The sequence below is a fragment of the Pseudomonas sp. QE6 genome, from assembly GCF_041379005.1.
Taxonomy (GTDB): Bacteria; Pseudomonadota; Gammaproteobacteria; order Pseudomonadales; family Pseudomonadaceae; genus Pseudomonas.
This window is the reverse complement of sequence record NZ_CP166873.1, coordinates 2,689,917-2,704,828: the sequence shown is the minus strand read 5'-3', so window position 1 is coordinate 2,704,828 and position 14,912 is coordinate 2,689,917. Positions and strand designations below refer to the sequence as shown.

Below are 14,912 nucleotides of genomic sequence, written 5' to 3'. Positions count from 1 at the left end.
GGTCGTCTTCAATCGTCGCTGGTGTGCACTTTACGGTGCAGGATGGCCTGGAACTCGTCGGCAAAGGTGTAGTAACGGCCGATCAGGGTTTCCGAACGAGCGGAGAAACGGTTGTAGGCGATGACCGCGGGGATGGCCGCGAACAGACCGATGGCGGTGGCGATCAGCGCCTCGGCGATACCCGGCGCCACGGTGGCGAGGGTTGCCTGCTGCACCTGGGCCAGGCCGCGGAACGAGTTCATGATGCCCCACACGGTGCCGAACAGGCCGATGTACGGGCTGGTGGAACCGACGGTGGCGAGGAACGGCAGGCTGGTTTCCAGCTTCTCTTCCTCGCGGGAAATGGCGACGCGCATGGCGCGGGAAACGCCCTCCATCACCGCATCAGGATCGACGCCGGCCTGCTGGCGCAGACGGGAGAATTCCTTGAAGCCGGCGCGGAAGATCTGCTCGACGCCCGAATCCGGGTCAGGGTTGCTGCCAGCCTGGCGGTAGAGCTTGGACAGGTCGATACCCGACCAGAAGCGCTCTTCGAAGGTTTCCAGGGCCTTCTTGGCCGAGCGCATCATGTTGCTGCGCTGGAAAATCATGATCCACGAAGTGACCGAGGCGGCCACCAGGGTCAGCATGACCAGCTGTACCACGATGCTGGCGTTACTGATCAAGCTCCACATGGAAGTATGGTCGACGACGTTCGGTTCCACGTTAATCTCCTGCTGAAAGGGTGTCCGGACTGCCGGCAAATGCCGCGCGCAACACATCTGGGATAGCGCGGGGTTTCAGGTTGTCCGCCCGCACGCACGCCACCAGGAATCGCCCCTCGCAGAGCAAGGTCGAATCCGACGCCCGCCGAACCTGTTGACGAAACTTCAGGCTCGCGCGGTTCAACTCCTCCACTTCGGCGCTGACAAGCAGCTCGTCATCCAGGCGAGCCGGCGCGTGGTAGCGCGCCTCTGCCGAATGAACGACGAAAAGCAGGTTCTCTCCCGCCAGCTGCGACTGGGCAAAGCCCAGGTCACGCAGCCGCTCGGTACGAGCCCGCTCCATGAACTTGAGGTAGTTGACGTAGTAGACGATGCCGCCGGCATCGGTGTCTTCGTAATAGACCCGAAACCGCTGCTGGAACGGCTGACCCCCGTGTTGTGCGCGCATACTCTAGAACCAAGTAAAGGCTTTGCCAATCGGCAATCGCCCGCAAATGCAATTAATTACTATCTTCAGGGGCAAACAGATCCGGTGTCGCCCCCTCCCCCATCCGCTTCGGCACGTTCAGGCCGAAATGCAGGTATGCATGCCGGGTTACTACACGCCCCCGGGGAGTGCGCATGATATAGCCTTGCTGGATCAGATAGGGCTCCAGCACGTCTTCAATCGTGTGTCTTTCTTCGCTGATGGCCGCCGCCAGGTTATCGATACCCACCGGCCCACCGTCGAACTTGTCGATCATGGTCAGCAGCAGGCGGCGATCCTGATGATCGAAACCGCGCTCGTCAACGTCCAGCAGGTTCAGCGCCTTATCGGCGATGTCGCTGCTGATATGTCCGGTGCCCCGCACCTCGGCGAAATCGCGCACTCGGCGCAGCAGGCGGTTGGCGATCCGCGGCGTGCCGCGTGCGCGCCGGGCGATCTCGTAGGCACCCGCCGGCTCGATCTCAAGGCCGAGAATGCCCGCCGAGCGGGCGACGATGCTGGACAGATCGTCCACACCATAGAACTCGAGACGCTGGACGATACCGAAGCGGTCACGCAGCGGGTTGGTCAGCATGCCGGCACGCGTCGTTGCACCCACCAGGGTGAAGGGCGGCAGGTCTAGCTTGATGGAGCGCGCCGCCGGGCCTTCGCCGATCATGATGTCCAGCTGGAAGTCTTCCATCGCCGGGTACAGCACTTCCTCGACGATGGGCGAGAGGCGATGGATCTCGTCGACGAACAGCACGTCGTTGGGTTCAAGGTTGGTGAGAATCGCCGCCAGGTCACCGGGGCGCTCCAGCACCGGGCCGGACGTGCTCTTGATCGAAACGCCCATTTCCTGGGCGATGATGTTCGCCAGGGTGGTCTTGCCCAGGCCGGGCGGGCCGAAGATCAACGTGTGATCGAGGGCTTCCTGACGCCCACGGGCCGCCTGGATGAACAGCTCCATCTGCTCGCGCACCACCGGCTGACCGACGTAGTCCGCCAGCTTGAGCGGGCGGATGGCGCGGTCGAACTGCTCTTCGCGGTCGCGACTGGAAGCTGAGGAAATCAGGCGATCGGCTTCGATCATCAGTGTCTACCTAGACCATGCCCTTGAGGGAACGGCGGATGAGTTCTTCGCTGGACAAGCCTTCTTCCTGCACGGCGGCTACAGCGCGGCTCGCCTCCTGGGGTTTGAAGCCCAGGGCGATCAGGGCACTGACTGCATCGGATTCGGCGCTTGAGACTGCGGCGACCAATTTGGGTTCCACCACCAGTGGCGCGATTGACGGAATATTTTCCCACGCCTTGAAACGATCCTTGAGCTCGACCAGCAGGCGCTCGGCGGTCTTCTTGCCCACCCCAGGGATCTTCACCAGGGTGGAAGTATCCTGCGCCTGGACGCAGCGTACCAGTTCGTCGACTTCCAGACCCGACATCAGTGCAAGAGCAAGTTTCGGCCCCACGCCGTTAAGGCGGATCAGTTCGCGGAACAGCTCTCGCTCACGCTTCTCGGCGAAGCCATAGAGCAGGTGAGCGTCTTCACGCACCACCAGGTGCGTATGCAGCATCACCGGCTCGCCGATGCCGGGCAGGCGATAGAGCGTGGTCATCGGCACTTCGAGCTCGTAGCCCACCCCATTCACATCAACGATCAGGTGTGGCGGCTGTTTTTCCGCCAGGGTGCCACGCAGGCGTCCAATCACAGGTAAGCGTCCTTAATTGCTAGATTCGGGATCACAGGCGCAGGCGGCCGCCACGTCGACGAGCGCCCACCAGCCCGTGCGGCACCAGGCTCTGCCGGGTGTGCGCATGACACAGGGCGATGGCCAGGGCGTCGGAGGCATCGATCTGCGGCTTCTGCGTCAGCTTGAGCAGATGCATGACCATCATCTGCACCTGTTGCTTGTCCGCGCCGCCGGTGCCGGCGATGGCCTGCTTGACCTGACTGGCGGTGTACTCGGCGATCTGCAGCCCCTCTTCCGCCGCCGCGACTATGGCCGCGCCACGCGCCTGACCGAGCTTCAGCGCCGAATCGGCATTGCGCGCCATGAACACCTGCTCGATGCCCATCATGGTCGGCCTGTACGTCTGGATGACCTCGCGCACGCCACGGAAGACGATCTGCAGGCGCTCGAACAGCTCGCCATTGCCGGTGCGGATGCAACCCGAGGCCACGTATTCGCAGCCGCGGCCGGTGTCGCGCACCACGCCGAAGCCGGTAATCCGCGAACCTGGGTCGATACCGAGAATCAGGGTCATGTCCGTCCGATCAAACCTTGTCCGTCACGCGCACTTCAAATAACAAAAACCGGAAGCGGGAGGCGCCACTCATGACCACTCCCGCTTCCGGCTTCAGAGCATCGCCGGCGGAGGGATCAGCCCAGCTGGGCCATCACCTCGTCCGGGATGTCCGCGTTGGAGTAGACGTTCTGCACGTCGTCCAGGTCTTCCAGCATGTCGATCAGCTTGAGGACCTTCTGCGCGGTTTCCAGATCCAGGGTCGCAGTGGTCGACGGGATCATGGTGATCTCCGCTTCCTCGCCCTTGAAGCCGGCTTCAGTCAGCGCTTCGTTGACCGAGATGAAGTCGGCGAAGCTGGTGAACACGTCGATGGAACCGTCGTCGTTGACCACCACGTCGTCGGCGCCGGCTTCCAGCGCGGCATCCATCAGGGCTTCCTCGTTCACGCCCGGCGCGTAACTGATCTGGCCCTTGCGCTCGAACATGTAGGCAACGGAACCGTCGGTGCCCAGGTTGCCGCCGCACTTGCTGAAGGCATGGCGCACTTCGGCCGCGGTGCGGTTGCGGTTGTCGGTCATGGCTTCGACGATGATCGCCACGCCGCTGGGCGCGTAACCTTCGTAGGTCAGCTCGGCCATGTTGTCCGCTTCGCTGGAACCCACGCCGCGCTGGATGGCGCGATCAATGGTGTCGCGGGTCATGTTGGCGGTCAGCGCCTTGTCCACGGCCAGGCGCAGACGCGGGTTGTCCGCCGGCACCCCGCCGCCCTGCTTGGCGGCGACGGTCAGCTCACGAATGAGCTTGGTGAAGATCTTGCCCTTCTTGGCGTCCTGACGTTCCTTGCGGTGCTTGATGTTGGCCCATTTAGAATGACCCGCCATAACTCACTCCGTATCACTTGTTTCGGCAAGCGGCGCCCGGTGCGTGGGCGCCGCCGCAATTTGAATCGACTTACTCGGCGGCCTTCTGCTGCTCGCGCAGACGGATGTGCAGCTCGCGCAGTGCCTTGCCGTCCACGGTACCCGGCGCCTGGGTCATGACGTCGCCCGCGCTCTGGGTTTTCGGGAAGGCGATGACTTCGCGGATCGAGGCAGCGCCGGTCATCAGCATCACCAGACGGTCCAGGCCGAAGGCCAGGCCACCGTGCGGCGGTGCGCCGTACTTGAGGGCGTCGAGGAGGAAGCCGAACTTCTCTTCCTGCTCCGCATCGTCGATGCCCAGCACGCGGAACACCGCCTGCTGCATGGCCTTGTCATGGATGCGGATGGAACCGCCGCCCAGTTCGGTGCCGTTGAGCACCATGTCGTAGGCACGGGACAGCTTGTCGGCCGGATTGGCCTCGAGCTCTTCCGGAGTGCACTTGGGCGCGGTGAACGGGTGGTGCAGGGAAGTCAGGCTGCCGTCGTCGTTCTCTTCGAACATCGGGAAGTCCACGACCCACATCGGCGCCCACTCCTTGGTGAGCAGCTTGAGGTCATGGCCGACCTTGATGCGCAGCGCGCCCAGGGCGTCGCAGACGATCTTGGCCTTGTCGGCGCCGAAGAACACGATGTCGCCGTCAACCGCGCCGACGCGATCGAGGATCACGTTCAGGTTGGCTTCCGGGATGAACTTGACGATCGGCGACTGCAGGCCTTCCACGCCCTTGGCGCGCTCGTTGACCTTGATGTAGGCCAGGCCCTTGGCACCGTAGATGCCGACGAACTTGGTGTAGTCGTCGATCTGGCTGCGCGGCATGGAGGCAGCGCCCGGTACGCGCAGGGCGGCAACACGGCCCTTCGGATCGTTCGCCGGACCGGAGAAGACCTTGAACTCCACTTCCTTCAGCTGGTCGGCAACGTCGACCAGTTCCAGCGGGATGCGCAGGTCCGGCTTGTCCGAACCGTAGCGACGCATGGCCTCTTCGAAGGGCATGTGCGGGAATTCGTCGAACTCGACGTTCAGCACTTCCTTGAACAGCTGGCGCACCATCTTCTCGGTGATCTCTATGATGTCGCTTTCGTCCAGGAAGCTGGTCTCGATGTCGATCTGGGTGAATTCCGGCTGGCGGTCGGCACGCAGGTCTTCATCGCGGAAGCACTTGGCGATCTGGTAGTAACGGTCGAAGCCGGCCACCATCAGCAGCTGCTTGAACAGCTGCGGCGACTGCGGCAGGGCGAAGAAGTGACCCGGGTAGGTGCGGCTCGGCACCAGGTAGTCACGCGCGCCTTCCGGGGTCGGACGACCGAGGATCGGGGTTTCCACGTCGAGGAAGCCGTTCTCGTCCAGGTAACGGCGGATGCTGCTGGTAATGCGCGCGCGCAGCTTCAGCTTGGCGGCCATTTCCGGGCGACGCAGGTCGATGAAGCGGTAGCGCAGGCGGGTTTCCTCGCCCACGTCGGAGTATTCGTCCAGCGGGAACGGCGGGGTCTCGGCCTGGTTCAGCACTTCCAGCTCATGGCCCAGCACTTCGATGGCGCCGGAAGCCATGTTGGCGTTGCGCGCACCTTCGGGGCGCAGGCGCACCTTGCCGGTGATCTTCACCACGTATTCGCTGCGCACGCGGTCGGCCTTGGCGAAGGTCTCGACGCGATCCGGGTCGAACACCACCTGGGCCAGACCTTCACGATCACGCAAGTCGAGGAAGATCACCCCGCCGTGGTCGCGGCGACGGTGTACCCAACCGCAAAGAGTGACTACCTGACCGTCCAGGCTCTCGTTCAATTGGCCGCAATAGTGGCTGCGCATCATGGTGTGTTTCGCTTCTCGAAAGTCTTGAATTCTAGGGAACCGCTCATTCGCTGGCGGAGCAGCCGCTACCACCGCAACCGGTGGCCGGACAGGCCGCAGGAGTATCGCCGGAGGCCAGGTTTTTCTTCGCCCCGGTCTTGAAGTCGGTCTCGTACCAACCGCCGCCGCCCAGGCGGAAACCTGGCGCCGACAACATCTTCTTCAATTCGGGAGCCTTGCAGGCCGGACAATCGACCAACGGCGCATCGCTGAACTTCTGAATGGCTTCCAGCTGATGTGCACAGGATTGGCACTGGTATTCGTAAATCGGCATCGGACACCTTGGCTGAGACAGCGCCACGGGCCCGCATCCCGCGGCAAAGGCGGGATTATAGCCTGAAAAAACCAAGGCTTGCAGCCGCCTCCCCTGCTTGCTGACGCACGCTTTGCCAGCCAGAAAACAATAGAAGGACTCTATCGATTACCTTGACACAAGCCAAGAGCCTCACAAACCCGCCGATGCTAGCCTGACCTCCAAGTACCGACTCGACAGACACCCAGCCCCACGGAGGTCGCCATGGAAATCAACATCGGAATCGCCGAACAGGACCGCGCCGCCATTGCCGACGGCCTTTCCCGACTGTTGGCCGACACCTACACCCTGTACCTGAAGACCCACAACTTCCACTGGAACGTCACCGGGCCGATGTTCAACACCCTGCACCTGATGTTCGAAGGGCAGTACACCGAGCTGGCGCTGGCCGTGGACAGCATCGCCGAGCGCATTCGCGCACTGGGCTTCCCCGCACCTGGCACTTACGCCGCCTACGCACGCCTGTCGTCGATCAAGGAAGAGGAAGGCGTACCGGAGGCCCACGAAATGATCCGTCTGCTGGTGCAGGGACAGGAAGCGGTGGTCCGCACCGCCCGAAATCTTTTCCCCTTGCTGGACAGGGTCAACGACGAGCCCACCGCCGACCTGCTCACCCAGCGCATGCAGGTGCATGAGAAGACCGCCTGGATGCTCCGCAGCCTCCTCGCCGACTGAACCCTCCCTAATAGATAGAAGGAAGCCCGCCACAGGCGGTCTTTTCCTCCCCCTACGAATGGCCTAAGCGGTTGATTTGTGAAGGCTAGTGGTTTGCTGTTAAATAACCGCCGTGCGTTTCGCGCATAGGCCGTCCGGCACGCTTTCATCTCCTTATTCGGCGTCGCATCACGGAACGGCTGCTTCTTCGTTACCCGCTCAAGGTGAATCCGTAGCCATGTTGAAAGTCGTCCATCTCCTGACGGGCGTCGCAGCACTCCTGCTGTCGTTCGTTCCCAGTTTGCGCAGCGATGCCCTGCCCTACCTGCAGCAAAGCGATGCCATCTATCTCGCCCTGCTCGGCCTGACCAGCCTGCTGCTCGCCCCTGGCAGCAGCCTCAAGCAACCGGCCGCCCTGCAAAGCCTGTCGACCGCCCTGGTGGTCCTGGCCGTCGTGCTGCAAGTGTTGATCCTGCTTGCACCGCTACCCTTCATCGGCGAGCAGCCGGCCATCCTGCTGCCACTGCTGAGCCTGGCCGCCGCCGTCGTCCTGCAATGGGCCGCCAGCCTGAACAAGTCCACCAACCTTGCCGCCGCGCCGATCAGCGACGAAAACCGCGAAACCGGCACCGTGAAGTGGTTCAACACCTCCAAGGGCTTCGGCTTCATCTCCCGCGATACCGGGGAAGACATCTTCGTGCACTTCCGCGCCATCCGCGGCGAGGGCCATCGCATCCTGATCGAAGGCCAGCGGGTGGAGTTCTCCGTCGTCCAGCGCGACAAGGGACTGCAGGCCGAGGACGTGATCGCGGCCCTGCCCAACCGCCGCTGAGCTACCCAATAAAAAGCCCGCCGATTGACGGGCCTTTTATTGGCTTCGTTTTCAAGGGCTCAGTAATGCGGTGGCGGCGCCTCGTCATCCGCGACACCGACCTGCCCCTGCAGATCCTCGAGACGCTTGATCAACGCCTGCATTTGCAGACGCAGGCGCTCGATCACCCGTTCTTGCTCGTAGACCACATCGCTCAGGGTCTGCAAAGCGTCATCCTGGAATGCCAGTCGGCTCTCCAGGTCGGCAACCCGATCTTCCAGCTCCATCACTCACTCCTGTGCGAATCGGAACTCGTCACCCAGCACCATGCGCAACTTCTCGCGCAGGCGGGCGAGCTCCTCGGCACTGTAAGGCACCGCCGGGTGCCGCCCCCACACCGGACCTGGCCAGGCCACGTCGCTGCGGCGACGAACGATGACGTGCACGTGCAATTGGCTGACGACGTTGCCGAGATTGGCGACGTTCATCTTGTCGGCGCAGAAGGTGTCCTTGAGAGTCTCGGCCAGTTGCGTGGCTTCCCTCCAGAGCTGCTGCTGATCCTCGGGATCGAGCTGGAACAGCTCGCTGACGTCTTCGCGCCGGGGCACCAGGATGAACCACGGATACTGCGAGTCATTCATCAGCAGCAGACTGCTCAATGGAAAATCCCCCACCGGGACGGTGTCCTGCTTCAGGCGGGAATCCAGGGCGAACATAACCACATCTCCTGTTCGACAAACCTATTGATAAGACTAGCCCCGCCAGGGGCCGAAGGACGCGAAGGATACTAGAGCGCCCCATCAGCGAATACGCCAGCAACGCACCTCAGCGGGGCGCCCCGCAAGCCAACAGGCTCCAGAACTGCGCAGCGCGCAAACGCGACACATTCCGACAACAGGCCGCCGGAAGCGAACCCACAGCCAAGTGCACTGAAAAGTATCGAAAAATCGTTAAACCAACGAACGCGACACAATTCTGAAAACGACGCTGCCGCATGCTCTTTATTGCAAATCCGCCAAGGAAGCCGTGAAATGCGTCATCGCGCCGCAAGCCCGGCGACGCGCGGCAACAACCAGAGCATTTGTGCACGCTTGTTGCTAGCAGAGGGACAAGGGGCAAGGACATCGCCGCCGTGCTCTGCCCAAAGGCAGCACGACGAAGGGAACCCGAAAGTGGTCAATGGAGAACGAACCACCTTGGCTGACGCAATCGACAACATGCTGCAAACCAGGGGAGCAATCTCTTTTTGCAACATCGAATCTACCTGAATGCGACATCTCTCATGCAGGTTTGCGACAGCCCCGTAAAGTTTTCGCGTGATTATTTAGGCAACTATCGCCAAGACAACACGCGTGCTATAAGTTAGCGCCGACAAAAAGAATGAGCCGTCACCGCGGCACTGTGATGGCAGATAATTTCAAAACCAAAGGAGCAATCACAATGAAAGTGATGAAGTGGAGCGCCATCGCCCTGGCGGTATCTGCAGGCACCACGCAACTGGCAATGGCCGAGCCCTTCGTAGGCAATCAGGCTGATGCAAAAGGCTTTGTCGAAGACAGCAGCCTGAACTTCCTGGTTCGCAACTACTACTTCAATCGCAACAAGAAAGATGGCGCCAAAGACGCCCGTGACTGGACCCAAGGTTTCTGGGCCAACTACAACTCCGGCTTCACTCAGGGCGTTGTCGGCTTCGGCGTTGACGCCTTCGGCTACCTGGGCCTGAAGCTCGACGGCGGCAGCGGCTATGGCGGCACTGGCAACCTGCCGGTCCATGACAACGGCGAGAAGGCCGATGACTTCGGCAAGGCCGGCGGCGCCGTCAAGGTCCGTATCTCCAAGACCGAACTGAAAGTCGGTGACATGCAGCCCACCGCCCCGGTATTCGCCGTCGGCGGCACCCGCCTGCTGCCGCAGACCGCCAGCGGTATCGCGCTGATGAGCAGCGAAATCGACGGCCTGGATCTGGAAGGCGGTCACTACTACTCCGGTACCGGCCAGGACACTACCAACCGTGACGGCGAAATCTGGTCGCAATACGGTGGTGTTACCGCCAACTCCGCCGACTTCATCGGCGGCAAATATGCATTCAACGATCAGTTCAGCGCACAGCTGTACGGCGCCCAGGTCGAAGACCTGTGGGACCAGTACTACGTCAACCTGAACTACACCCTGCCGCTCGCCGATGACCAGTCCCTGGGCTTCGACGTGAACTACTACAACACCCGCGATTCGGGCAGCTCCAAGCTGGGTGATATCAGCAACAACACCTACTCGCTGGCCGCCGCCTACTCCTTCCTGCAGGCGCACACCCTCACCCTGGCCTTCCAGAAAGTGAACGGCAACACTCCGTTCGACTACATCGGCATCGGTGACAACAACGCAGGTGGTGACTCGATCTTCCTCGCCAACTCCATCCAGTACTCCGACTTCAACGGTCCGGGTGAAAAATCCTGGCAGGCTCGCTACGACCTGAACATGAAAGAGTACGGCGTACCCGGTCTGACCTTCATGACCCGTTACGTACACGGTGACGACATCGACGGCACCAAGATCGATCCGAACAGCCCCTACGCAGCCTATGGCTATGGCGAAGACGGCAAGCACCACGAAACCAACGTCGAGGCCAAGTACGTAGTACAGGCTGGCCCGGCGAAGGATCTGTCGTTCCGCATTCGTCAGTCCTGGCACCGCGCCAACACCGACCAGGCCGAAGGCGATATCGACGAATTCCGTCTGATCGTCGACTACCCGCTGTCCGTTCTGTAATACGGAACAAACCGCAGGTAATGAAAAGCCCGGCTTCGGCCGGGCTTTTTCTTGCAACTTGCAAACAACTTCGAACGAACTTGTTACACGGGCAGTACGTAAGTGCCAGTTACATGAGCAACCAACTCATCCTGATTGCTCACGGAATAGACAGACACCTCACACACCACTTGACGGCGCCCCAACTTTAATATCTTCGCCTCCGCCAGGAGATCTTCCGGCTTCGGTTTGCTGAGAAAGTTGATATTGAGATTGGAAGTAACGGCCATCTCGACATTCTCCAGCTGAGCCAGGATCACCGCATACATTGCCGCATCCGCCAGCGCCATGATGGTCGGTCCGGATACCGTTCCGCCGGGGCGAACCAGCTTGCCGTGGAAGGGAATGCGCGCGAACGCACTACGCCCCTCCAGCGCATCGACACGAAAATCCATCTCATCCGCCATGGGCAATCCCGCGCGGATGAACGCCTGCACCTGCGCTGCACTCAGTCGACTCACCTTGCTACTCCCTCTCCGCCCGCCACGCCCTGTACGCAGCCAGACCTGCACCGTACAATGCCCAGCCTATATCCCTCTTCGCAACCGACATAACGGCCAAAGATGCGTACCAGTCAGTACCTGCTTTCCACCCTGAAAGAAACCCCTTCCGATGCGGTCGTCATCAGCCACCAGCTGCTGCTGCGCGCCGGCATGATCCGCAAGCTGGCATCCGGTCTGTACACCTGGCTGCCAATGGGTCTGCGGGTACTGCGCAAGGCCGAAGCCATCGTTCGCGAGGAAATGAACGCCGCCGGCGCCCTGGAAGTGCTGATGCCCGCCGTCCAGCCGGCCGAGCTGTGGCAGGAATCGGGGCGCTGGCAGCAGTACGGCCCCGAACTGCTGCGCCTGAAGGACCGCCATGACCGCGAGTTCTGCGTCGGCCCGACCCACGAGGAAGTCATCACCGATCTGGCCCGCAACGAGCTGAACAGCTACAAGCAGCTGCCGATCAACATGTACCAGATCCAGACCAAGTTCCGTGACGAAATCCGTCCGCGCTTCGGCCTGATGCGCGGCCGCGAGTTCATCATGAAGGACGCCTACTCCTTCCACACCAGCCAGGACTCGCTGCAGCAGACCTACGACGTCATGTACGGTGCCTACTGCAAGATCTTCACCCGCCTGGGCCTGGAGTTCCGTCCGGTGCAGGCGGACAACGGCTCCATCGGCGGCAGCGGCTCCCACGAATTCCACGTGCTGGCCAACTCCGGTGAAGACGACATCGTCTTCAGCGACAGCTCCGACTACGCGGCCAACATCGAGAAAGCCGAAGCGCTGCCGCGCGAAACCGCTCGCGGTGCCGCCACCGAGGAATTGCGCCTGGTCGACACCCCCGAGACCAAGACCATCGCCGACCTGGTGGAAAAGTTCGGCGCACCGATCGAGAAGACCATCAAGACCCTGGTGGTGCACGCCGCCGAGGAAGGCAAGCTGATCGCCCTGGTCGTCCGTGGTGACCACGAACTCAATGAAATCAAGGCCGGCAACCACCCGCTGGTGGCCAGCCCCCTGCAGATGGCCAGCGAAGCGGACATCAAGGCCGCCATCGGTGCCGCGCCCGGCTCCCTCGGCCCGCTGAACCTGCCGCTGCCCTGCATCGTCGACCGTTCCGTGGCCCTGATGAGCGACTTCGTCGCCGGCGCCAACCTCGACGACAAGCACTACTTCGGCGTGAACTGGGAACGCGACCTGCCGGTACCGGAAGTCGCCGACCTGCGTAACGTCGTCGCCGGCGACCCGAGCCCGGACGGCCAGGGCTCCCTGGTGATCCGCCGCGGCATCGAAGTCGGCCACATCTTCCAGCTCGGCACCAAGTACAGCGAAGCCATGAAGCTTTCCGTACTGGGCGAGAGCGGCAAGCCGGTCACCCTGATCATGGGCTGCTACGGCATCGGCGTATCCCGCGTGGTCGCCGCCGCCATCGAGCAGAACTACGACGACCGCGGCATCCTCTGGCCGGCCGCCCTGGCGCCCTTCCAGATCGCCATCGTGCCGATGAAGTACGAGAACGAAGCCGTACGCGCCGCCGCCGACAAGCTCTATGCGGAGCTCACCGCCGCCGGCTTCGAAGTGCTGCTGGACGACCGCGACAAGAAGACCAGCCCCGGCGTGAAGTTCGCCGACATGGAACTGATCGGCATCCCGCACCGCATCGTGGTCAGCGAGCGCGGCCTGGAAGAAGGCGCCCTGGAATACAAGGGCCGTCGTGACGCCGAGTCGCAGCCTGTCGCCCTGTCCGACCTGCAAGCCTTCATCACGGCCAAGATCCGCAACTGAGCAGAGCGATGTTCCCCCGAAGTACCTCCAGCCTCGCGGCTGCCGCCCTGGTGGGCGGCAGCCTCCTGCTGAGCGGCTGCGCCAACCAGCTGTCGCAACGCAGCGAGCATGAAGAACGCGTCGAGCGCAAACTGCTCGAGCACAGCCTGCAGATCGACGTGGGCACGCCGGCCACCCTGGAGCTGCCGCAGCGCCGCATTCGCGTGCAGGAACAGAAGACCTTCGAAGTCACCGAGTTCGAGGTCACCCGCCGCTACGACCGCTACACGCCCTACCAGGGCTGGCGCAAGGTGTACGAAATGCCGCTGGGCGTCGTCGCCTTCGTTGGCGGCATCGGCGCCAACGTGGTCAACGTGTTCGCCCTCGGCAACCTGCCCGAAAGCGTCACCCGCGGCTGGATCCGCTATGGCATCGACGGCATGAATCCGTTCATGAACGTGCAGTCCAACGGCCGCGCCGAGCAGAACCTGGCAAGCATCGAAGAGCACCAGCGCGACAAGCGCACGGAGTATTCGAGCCTGCCCTGGTCGGAGCGTCCGGTGACCATCACCGCCGGCAAGAACTCCCAGGAGCTGCTGACCGACCGCCATGGCGTGCTGCGCCTGAACCTGCTGGAAGGCCCCTTCAGCGACGAAGAGGTCAGCCGCATCGGTCGTCTGCAGTTCAGCGTGCAGGACCCATCGGACGACACCCGCGGCGATGCCAGCCTGCTGGTCAGCCGCTCGCTGCGCGGCAAGCTGCAGGAAGCTCACCGGCTGATCTACGACGACCTGGAGGCGGATGATGTGCACCACTGGGTGCACCGCGTGAAACGGCTGTCCGAACTCGGCCTGGAAGAAGAAGCCAGCGAGCTGGAACAGAGCCTGATCGAACTGACCCGCAACGATCCGGAGCTGCAGAAAGAGTTTCTCCACAGCCTGATGACCGATGCCGGCCGCCTGGCTGCCGACCCCGGCGCAGCCAGCAACTGATTCAGAGCGTGTTTATGATCACGCGAGCTAGAGCAGAACAAGGCAAAAAGCAGGAGAGGAAGCGGAGTTTACGAGCTGTAAATGAGCATTCCGAGCCTGTTTCTAACGCAGTTATGCCGACGCGCAGCAGATCGTAAGCAGGCTCTCAGCGGCGCACGATGAAGCCGGTGATGCCCTGGGGTGTCATCGGCTCCAGCTCCACTGCAATCACCTTCGCCTTCGCCGGCCCGCGAGCCAGCCACTTCTCCAGTTCGCGTACGGCGCCCTCCTCGCCCTCGAGCAGCACCTCCACCCGACCGTCATCCAGATTGCGCGCCCAGCCGTCGATGTCCAGGCGCTCGGCCTGCTCCTGCGTGCTCTGGCGGAAATACACGCCCTGCACCTTGCCACTCACGTAGCCATGCAGACAGATTCTGCCCATCAGTGCTTCTCCTCCCGCAGTGTGGTCAGACGCGCCTGCAGGCCGGCGGCGGTCTGCTCGCCGAGCAACTGCTCGCGCAACTTGCCCTCAGGGTCGACGATATAGGTTACAGGCAGCGCTTCGCTGCGTGGCAGGCTGTAATGCGGCGCAGGGTCGTCGGCCAGCACGGTGTATTGCACCTCCAGCGCCTGCGCGGCCTTTGCCAGCTCGGCATCGCGCAGCCCGTCGAAGTTCACGCCCAACACCCGGAAGCCCTGCGTCTTGCCCTCTTCTGCGAGCCGGTTCAGCTCGGGAATTTCCTTGCGGCACGGTGCGCACCATTCGGCCCAATAATTAATAACTAGCCACTGGCCATCCATGCTCGCAGCGGTTACTTTCTGCCCATGCTGATCGACGCCATAGTCTGCCGAACAACCGGCCAGGAACAGGCCGGCGACCAGTCCCATTACGATACGGAGCCGCACTCCCATGC

At 62.3% G+C, this 14,912-nt stretch carries 18 protein-coding genes and 1 pseudogene; 6 read left to right on the top strand and 13 right to left on the bottom strand.

Features of this window, described 5'->3' with window-relative positions; translation table 11 throughout:
* Nucleotides 1-8 precede the first annotated feature (8 nt).
* The 8 genes from tolQ to ACAW63_RS12515 form a co-directional block, all read right to left on the bottom strand.
* On the bottom strand, nucleotides 9-704 hold the full coding sequence (tolQ, locus tag ACAW63_RS12550) for a protein TolQ (protein ID WP_275610777.1): 696 nt from the start codon (nucleotides 702-704) through the stop codon (nucleotides 9-11).
* A 1-nt stretch (nucleotide 705) separates the two neighbouring features.
* Nucleotides 706-1,152: a tol-pal system-associated acyl-CoA thioesterase gene (ybgC, locus tag ACAW63_RS12545; protein ID WP_275610776.1), complete on the bottom strand. Its 447-nt coding sequence runs from the start codon at nucleotides 1,150-1,152 to the stop codon at nucleotides 706-708.
* Between the two features lie 52 nt (nucleotides 1,153-1,204).
* Nucleotides 1,205-2,263 carry a Holliday junction branch migration DNA helicase RuvB gene (gene ruvB / locus ACAW63_RS12540; RefSeq protein WP_371234040.1) on the bottom strand — a complete coding sequence of 353 codons (1,059 nt, stop codon included), beginning with the start codon at nucleotides 2,261-2,263 and terminating at the stop codon, nucleotides 1,205-1,207.
* A gap of 10 nt (nucleotides 2,264-2,273) precedes the next feature.
* Complete coding sequence (ruvA, locus tag ACAW63_RS12535; protein ID WP_371234038.1) at nucleotides 2,274-2,879, bottom strand: Holliday junction branch migration protein RuvA; 606 nt, start codon at nucleotides 2,877-2,879, stop codon at nucleotides 2,274-2,276.
* Between the two features lie 31 nt (nucleotides 2,880-2,910).
* Nucleotides 2,911-3,435, bottom strand: a complete 525-nt coding sequence (gene ruvC / locus ACAW63_RS12530; protein WP_371234036.1) for a crossover junction endodeoxyribonuclease RuvC — start codon at nucleotides 3,433-3,435, stop codon at nucleotides 2,911-2,913.
* Between the two features lie 116 nt (nucleotides 3,436-3,551).
* Nucleotides 3,552-4,298: a YebC/PmpR family DNA-binding transcriptional regulator gene (locus tag ACAW63_RS12525; protein WP_275610772.1), complete on the bottom strand. Its 747-nt coding sequence runs from the start codon at nucleotides 4,296-4,298 to the stop codon at nucleotides 3,552-3,554.
* A 70-nt stretch (nucleotides 4,299-4,368) separates the two neighbouring features.
* The gene (aspS, locus tag ACAW63_RS12520; RefSeq protein WP_371234034.1) at nucleotides 4,369-6,147 is read right to left on the bottom strand and encodes an aspartate--tRNA ligase; all 1,779 of its coding nucleotides are present in this window, start codon (nucleotides 6,145-6,147) and stop codon (nucleotides 4,369-4,371) included.
* A 43-nt stretch (nucleotides 6,148-6,190) separates the two neighbouring features.
* Nucleotides 6,191-6,460 carry an FmdB family zinc ribbon protein gene (locus ACAW63_RS12515; RefSeq protein ID WP_371234032.1) on the bottom strand — a complete coding sequence of 90 codons (270 nt, stop codon included), beginning with the start codon at nucleotides 6,458-6,460 and terminating at the stop codon, nucleotides 6,191-6,193.
* Between the two features lie 243 nt (nucleotides 6,461-6,703).
* Between ACAW63_RS12515 and ACAW63_RS12510 the strand changes: the two genes are divergently transcribed.
* The 3 genes and pseudogenes from ACAW63_RS12510 (at nucleotide 6,704) to ACAW63_RS12500 (ending at nucleotide 7,985) form a co-directional block, all read left to right on the top strand.
* On the top strand, nucleotides 6,704-7,174 hold the full coding sequence (locus ACAW63_RS12510) for a Dps family protein (RefSeq protein ID WP_371234031.1): 471 nt from the start codon (nucleotides 6,704-6,706) through the stop codon (nucleotides 7,172-7,174).
* 217 nt (nucleotides 7,175-7,391) lie between these two features.
* A pseudogene (locus tag ACAW63_RS12505) lies at nucleotides 7,392-7,655 on the top strand (cold shock domain-containing protein membrane protein); the annotation flags it as partial.
* A gap of 99 nt (nucleotides 7,656-7,754) precedes the next feature.
* Nucleotides 7,755-7,985 (top strand): cold-shock protein, encoded by a 231-nt coding sequence (locus ACAW63_RS12500; RefSeq protein ID WP_243806129.1) that lies wholly within the window; start codon nucleotides 7,755-7,757, stop codon nucleotides 7,983-7,985.
* A gap of 59 nt (nucleotides 7,986-8,044) precedes the next feature.
* Here the strand turns inward: ACAW63_RS12500 and ACAW63_RS12495 are convergent, their stop codons facing one another.
* Together ACAW63_RS12495 and ACAW63_RS12490 are read right to left on the bottom strand one after the other, a co-directional pair.
* Nucleotides 8,045-8,251, bottom strand: a complete 207-nt coding sequence (locus ACAW63_RS12495; protein WP_275610768.1) for a SlyX family protein — start codon at nucleotides 8,249-8,251, stop codon at nucleotides 8,045-8,047.
* A 3-nt stretch (nucleotides 8,252-8,254) separates the two neighbouring features.
* Complete coding sequence (locus tag ACAW63_RS12490; RefSeq protein ID WP_371234029.1) at nucleotides 8,255-8,680, bottom strand: HIT family protein; 426 nt, start codon at nucleotides 8,678-8,680, stop codon at nucleotides 8,255-8,257.
* Nucleotides 8,681-9,404: 724 nt separating this feature from the next.
* Here ACAW63_RS12490 and ACAW63_RS12485 point away from each other — a divergent pair.
* On the top strand, nucleotides 9,405-10,730 hold the full coding sequence (locus tag ACAW63_RS12485) for an OprD family porin (protein WP_371234028.1): 1,326 nt from the start codon (nucleotides 9,405-9,407) through the stop codon (nucleotides 10,728-10,730).
* A gap of 83 nt (nucleotides 10,731-10,813) precedes the next feature.
* Here the strand turns inward: ACAW63_RS12485 and ACAW63_RS12480 are convergent, their stop codons facing one another.
* The gene (locus ACAW63_RS12480; protein WP_371234659.1) at nucleotides 10,814-11,221 is read right to left on the bottom strand and encodes a PaaI family thioesterase; all 408 of its coding nucleotides are present in this window, start codon (nucleotides 11,219-11,221) and stop codon (nucleotides 10,814-10,816) included.
* A 111-nt stretch (nucleotides 11,222-11,332) separates the two neighbouring features.
* Between ACAW63_RS12480 and ACAW63_RS12475 the strand changes: the two genes are divergently transcribed.
* Together ACAW63_RS12475 and ACAW63_RS12470 are read left to right on the top strand one after the other, a co-directional pair.
* Entirely contained in the window at nucleotides 11,333-13,048 is a 1,716-nt protein-coding gene (locus tag ACAW63_RS12475; protein WP_371234026.1) for a proline--tRNA ligase, read from the top strand.
* 8 nt (nucleotides 13,049-13,056) lie between these two features.
* Nucleotides 13,057-14,019 (top strand): hypothetical protein, encoded by a 963-nt coding sequence (locus ACAW63_RS12470; RefSeq protein WP_275610764.1) that lies wholly within the window; start codon nucleotides 13,057-13,059, stop codon nucleotides 14,017-14,019.
* A gap of 145 nt (nucleotides 14,020-14,164) precedes the next feature.
* On the opposite strand, the gene ACAW63_RS12465 is transcribed toward ACAW63_RS12470, so the two are convergent.
* On the bottom strand, nucleotides 14,165-14,440 hold the full coding sequence (locus ACAW63_RS12465; protein ID WP_371234024.1) for an acylphosphatase: 276 nt from the start codon (nucleotides 14,438-14,440) through the stop codon (nucleotides 14,165-14,167).
* The gene (locus ACAW63_RS12460) at nucleotides 14,440-14,910 is read right to left on the bottom strand and encodes a TlpA disulfide reductase family protein (protein ID WP_371234022.1); all 471 of its coding nucleotides are present in this window, start codon (nucleotides 14,908-14,910) and stop codon (nucleotides 14,440-14,442) included. Before ACAW63_RS12460 ends, ACAW63_RS12465 begins: the two co-directional genes overlap by 1 nt.
* Nucleotides 14,911-14,912: the final 2 nt, after the last annotated feature.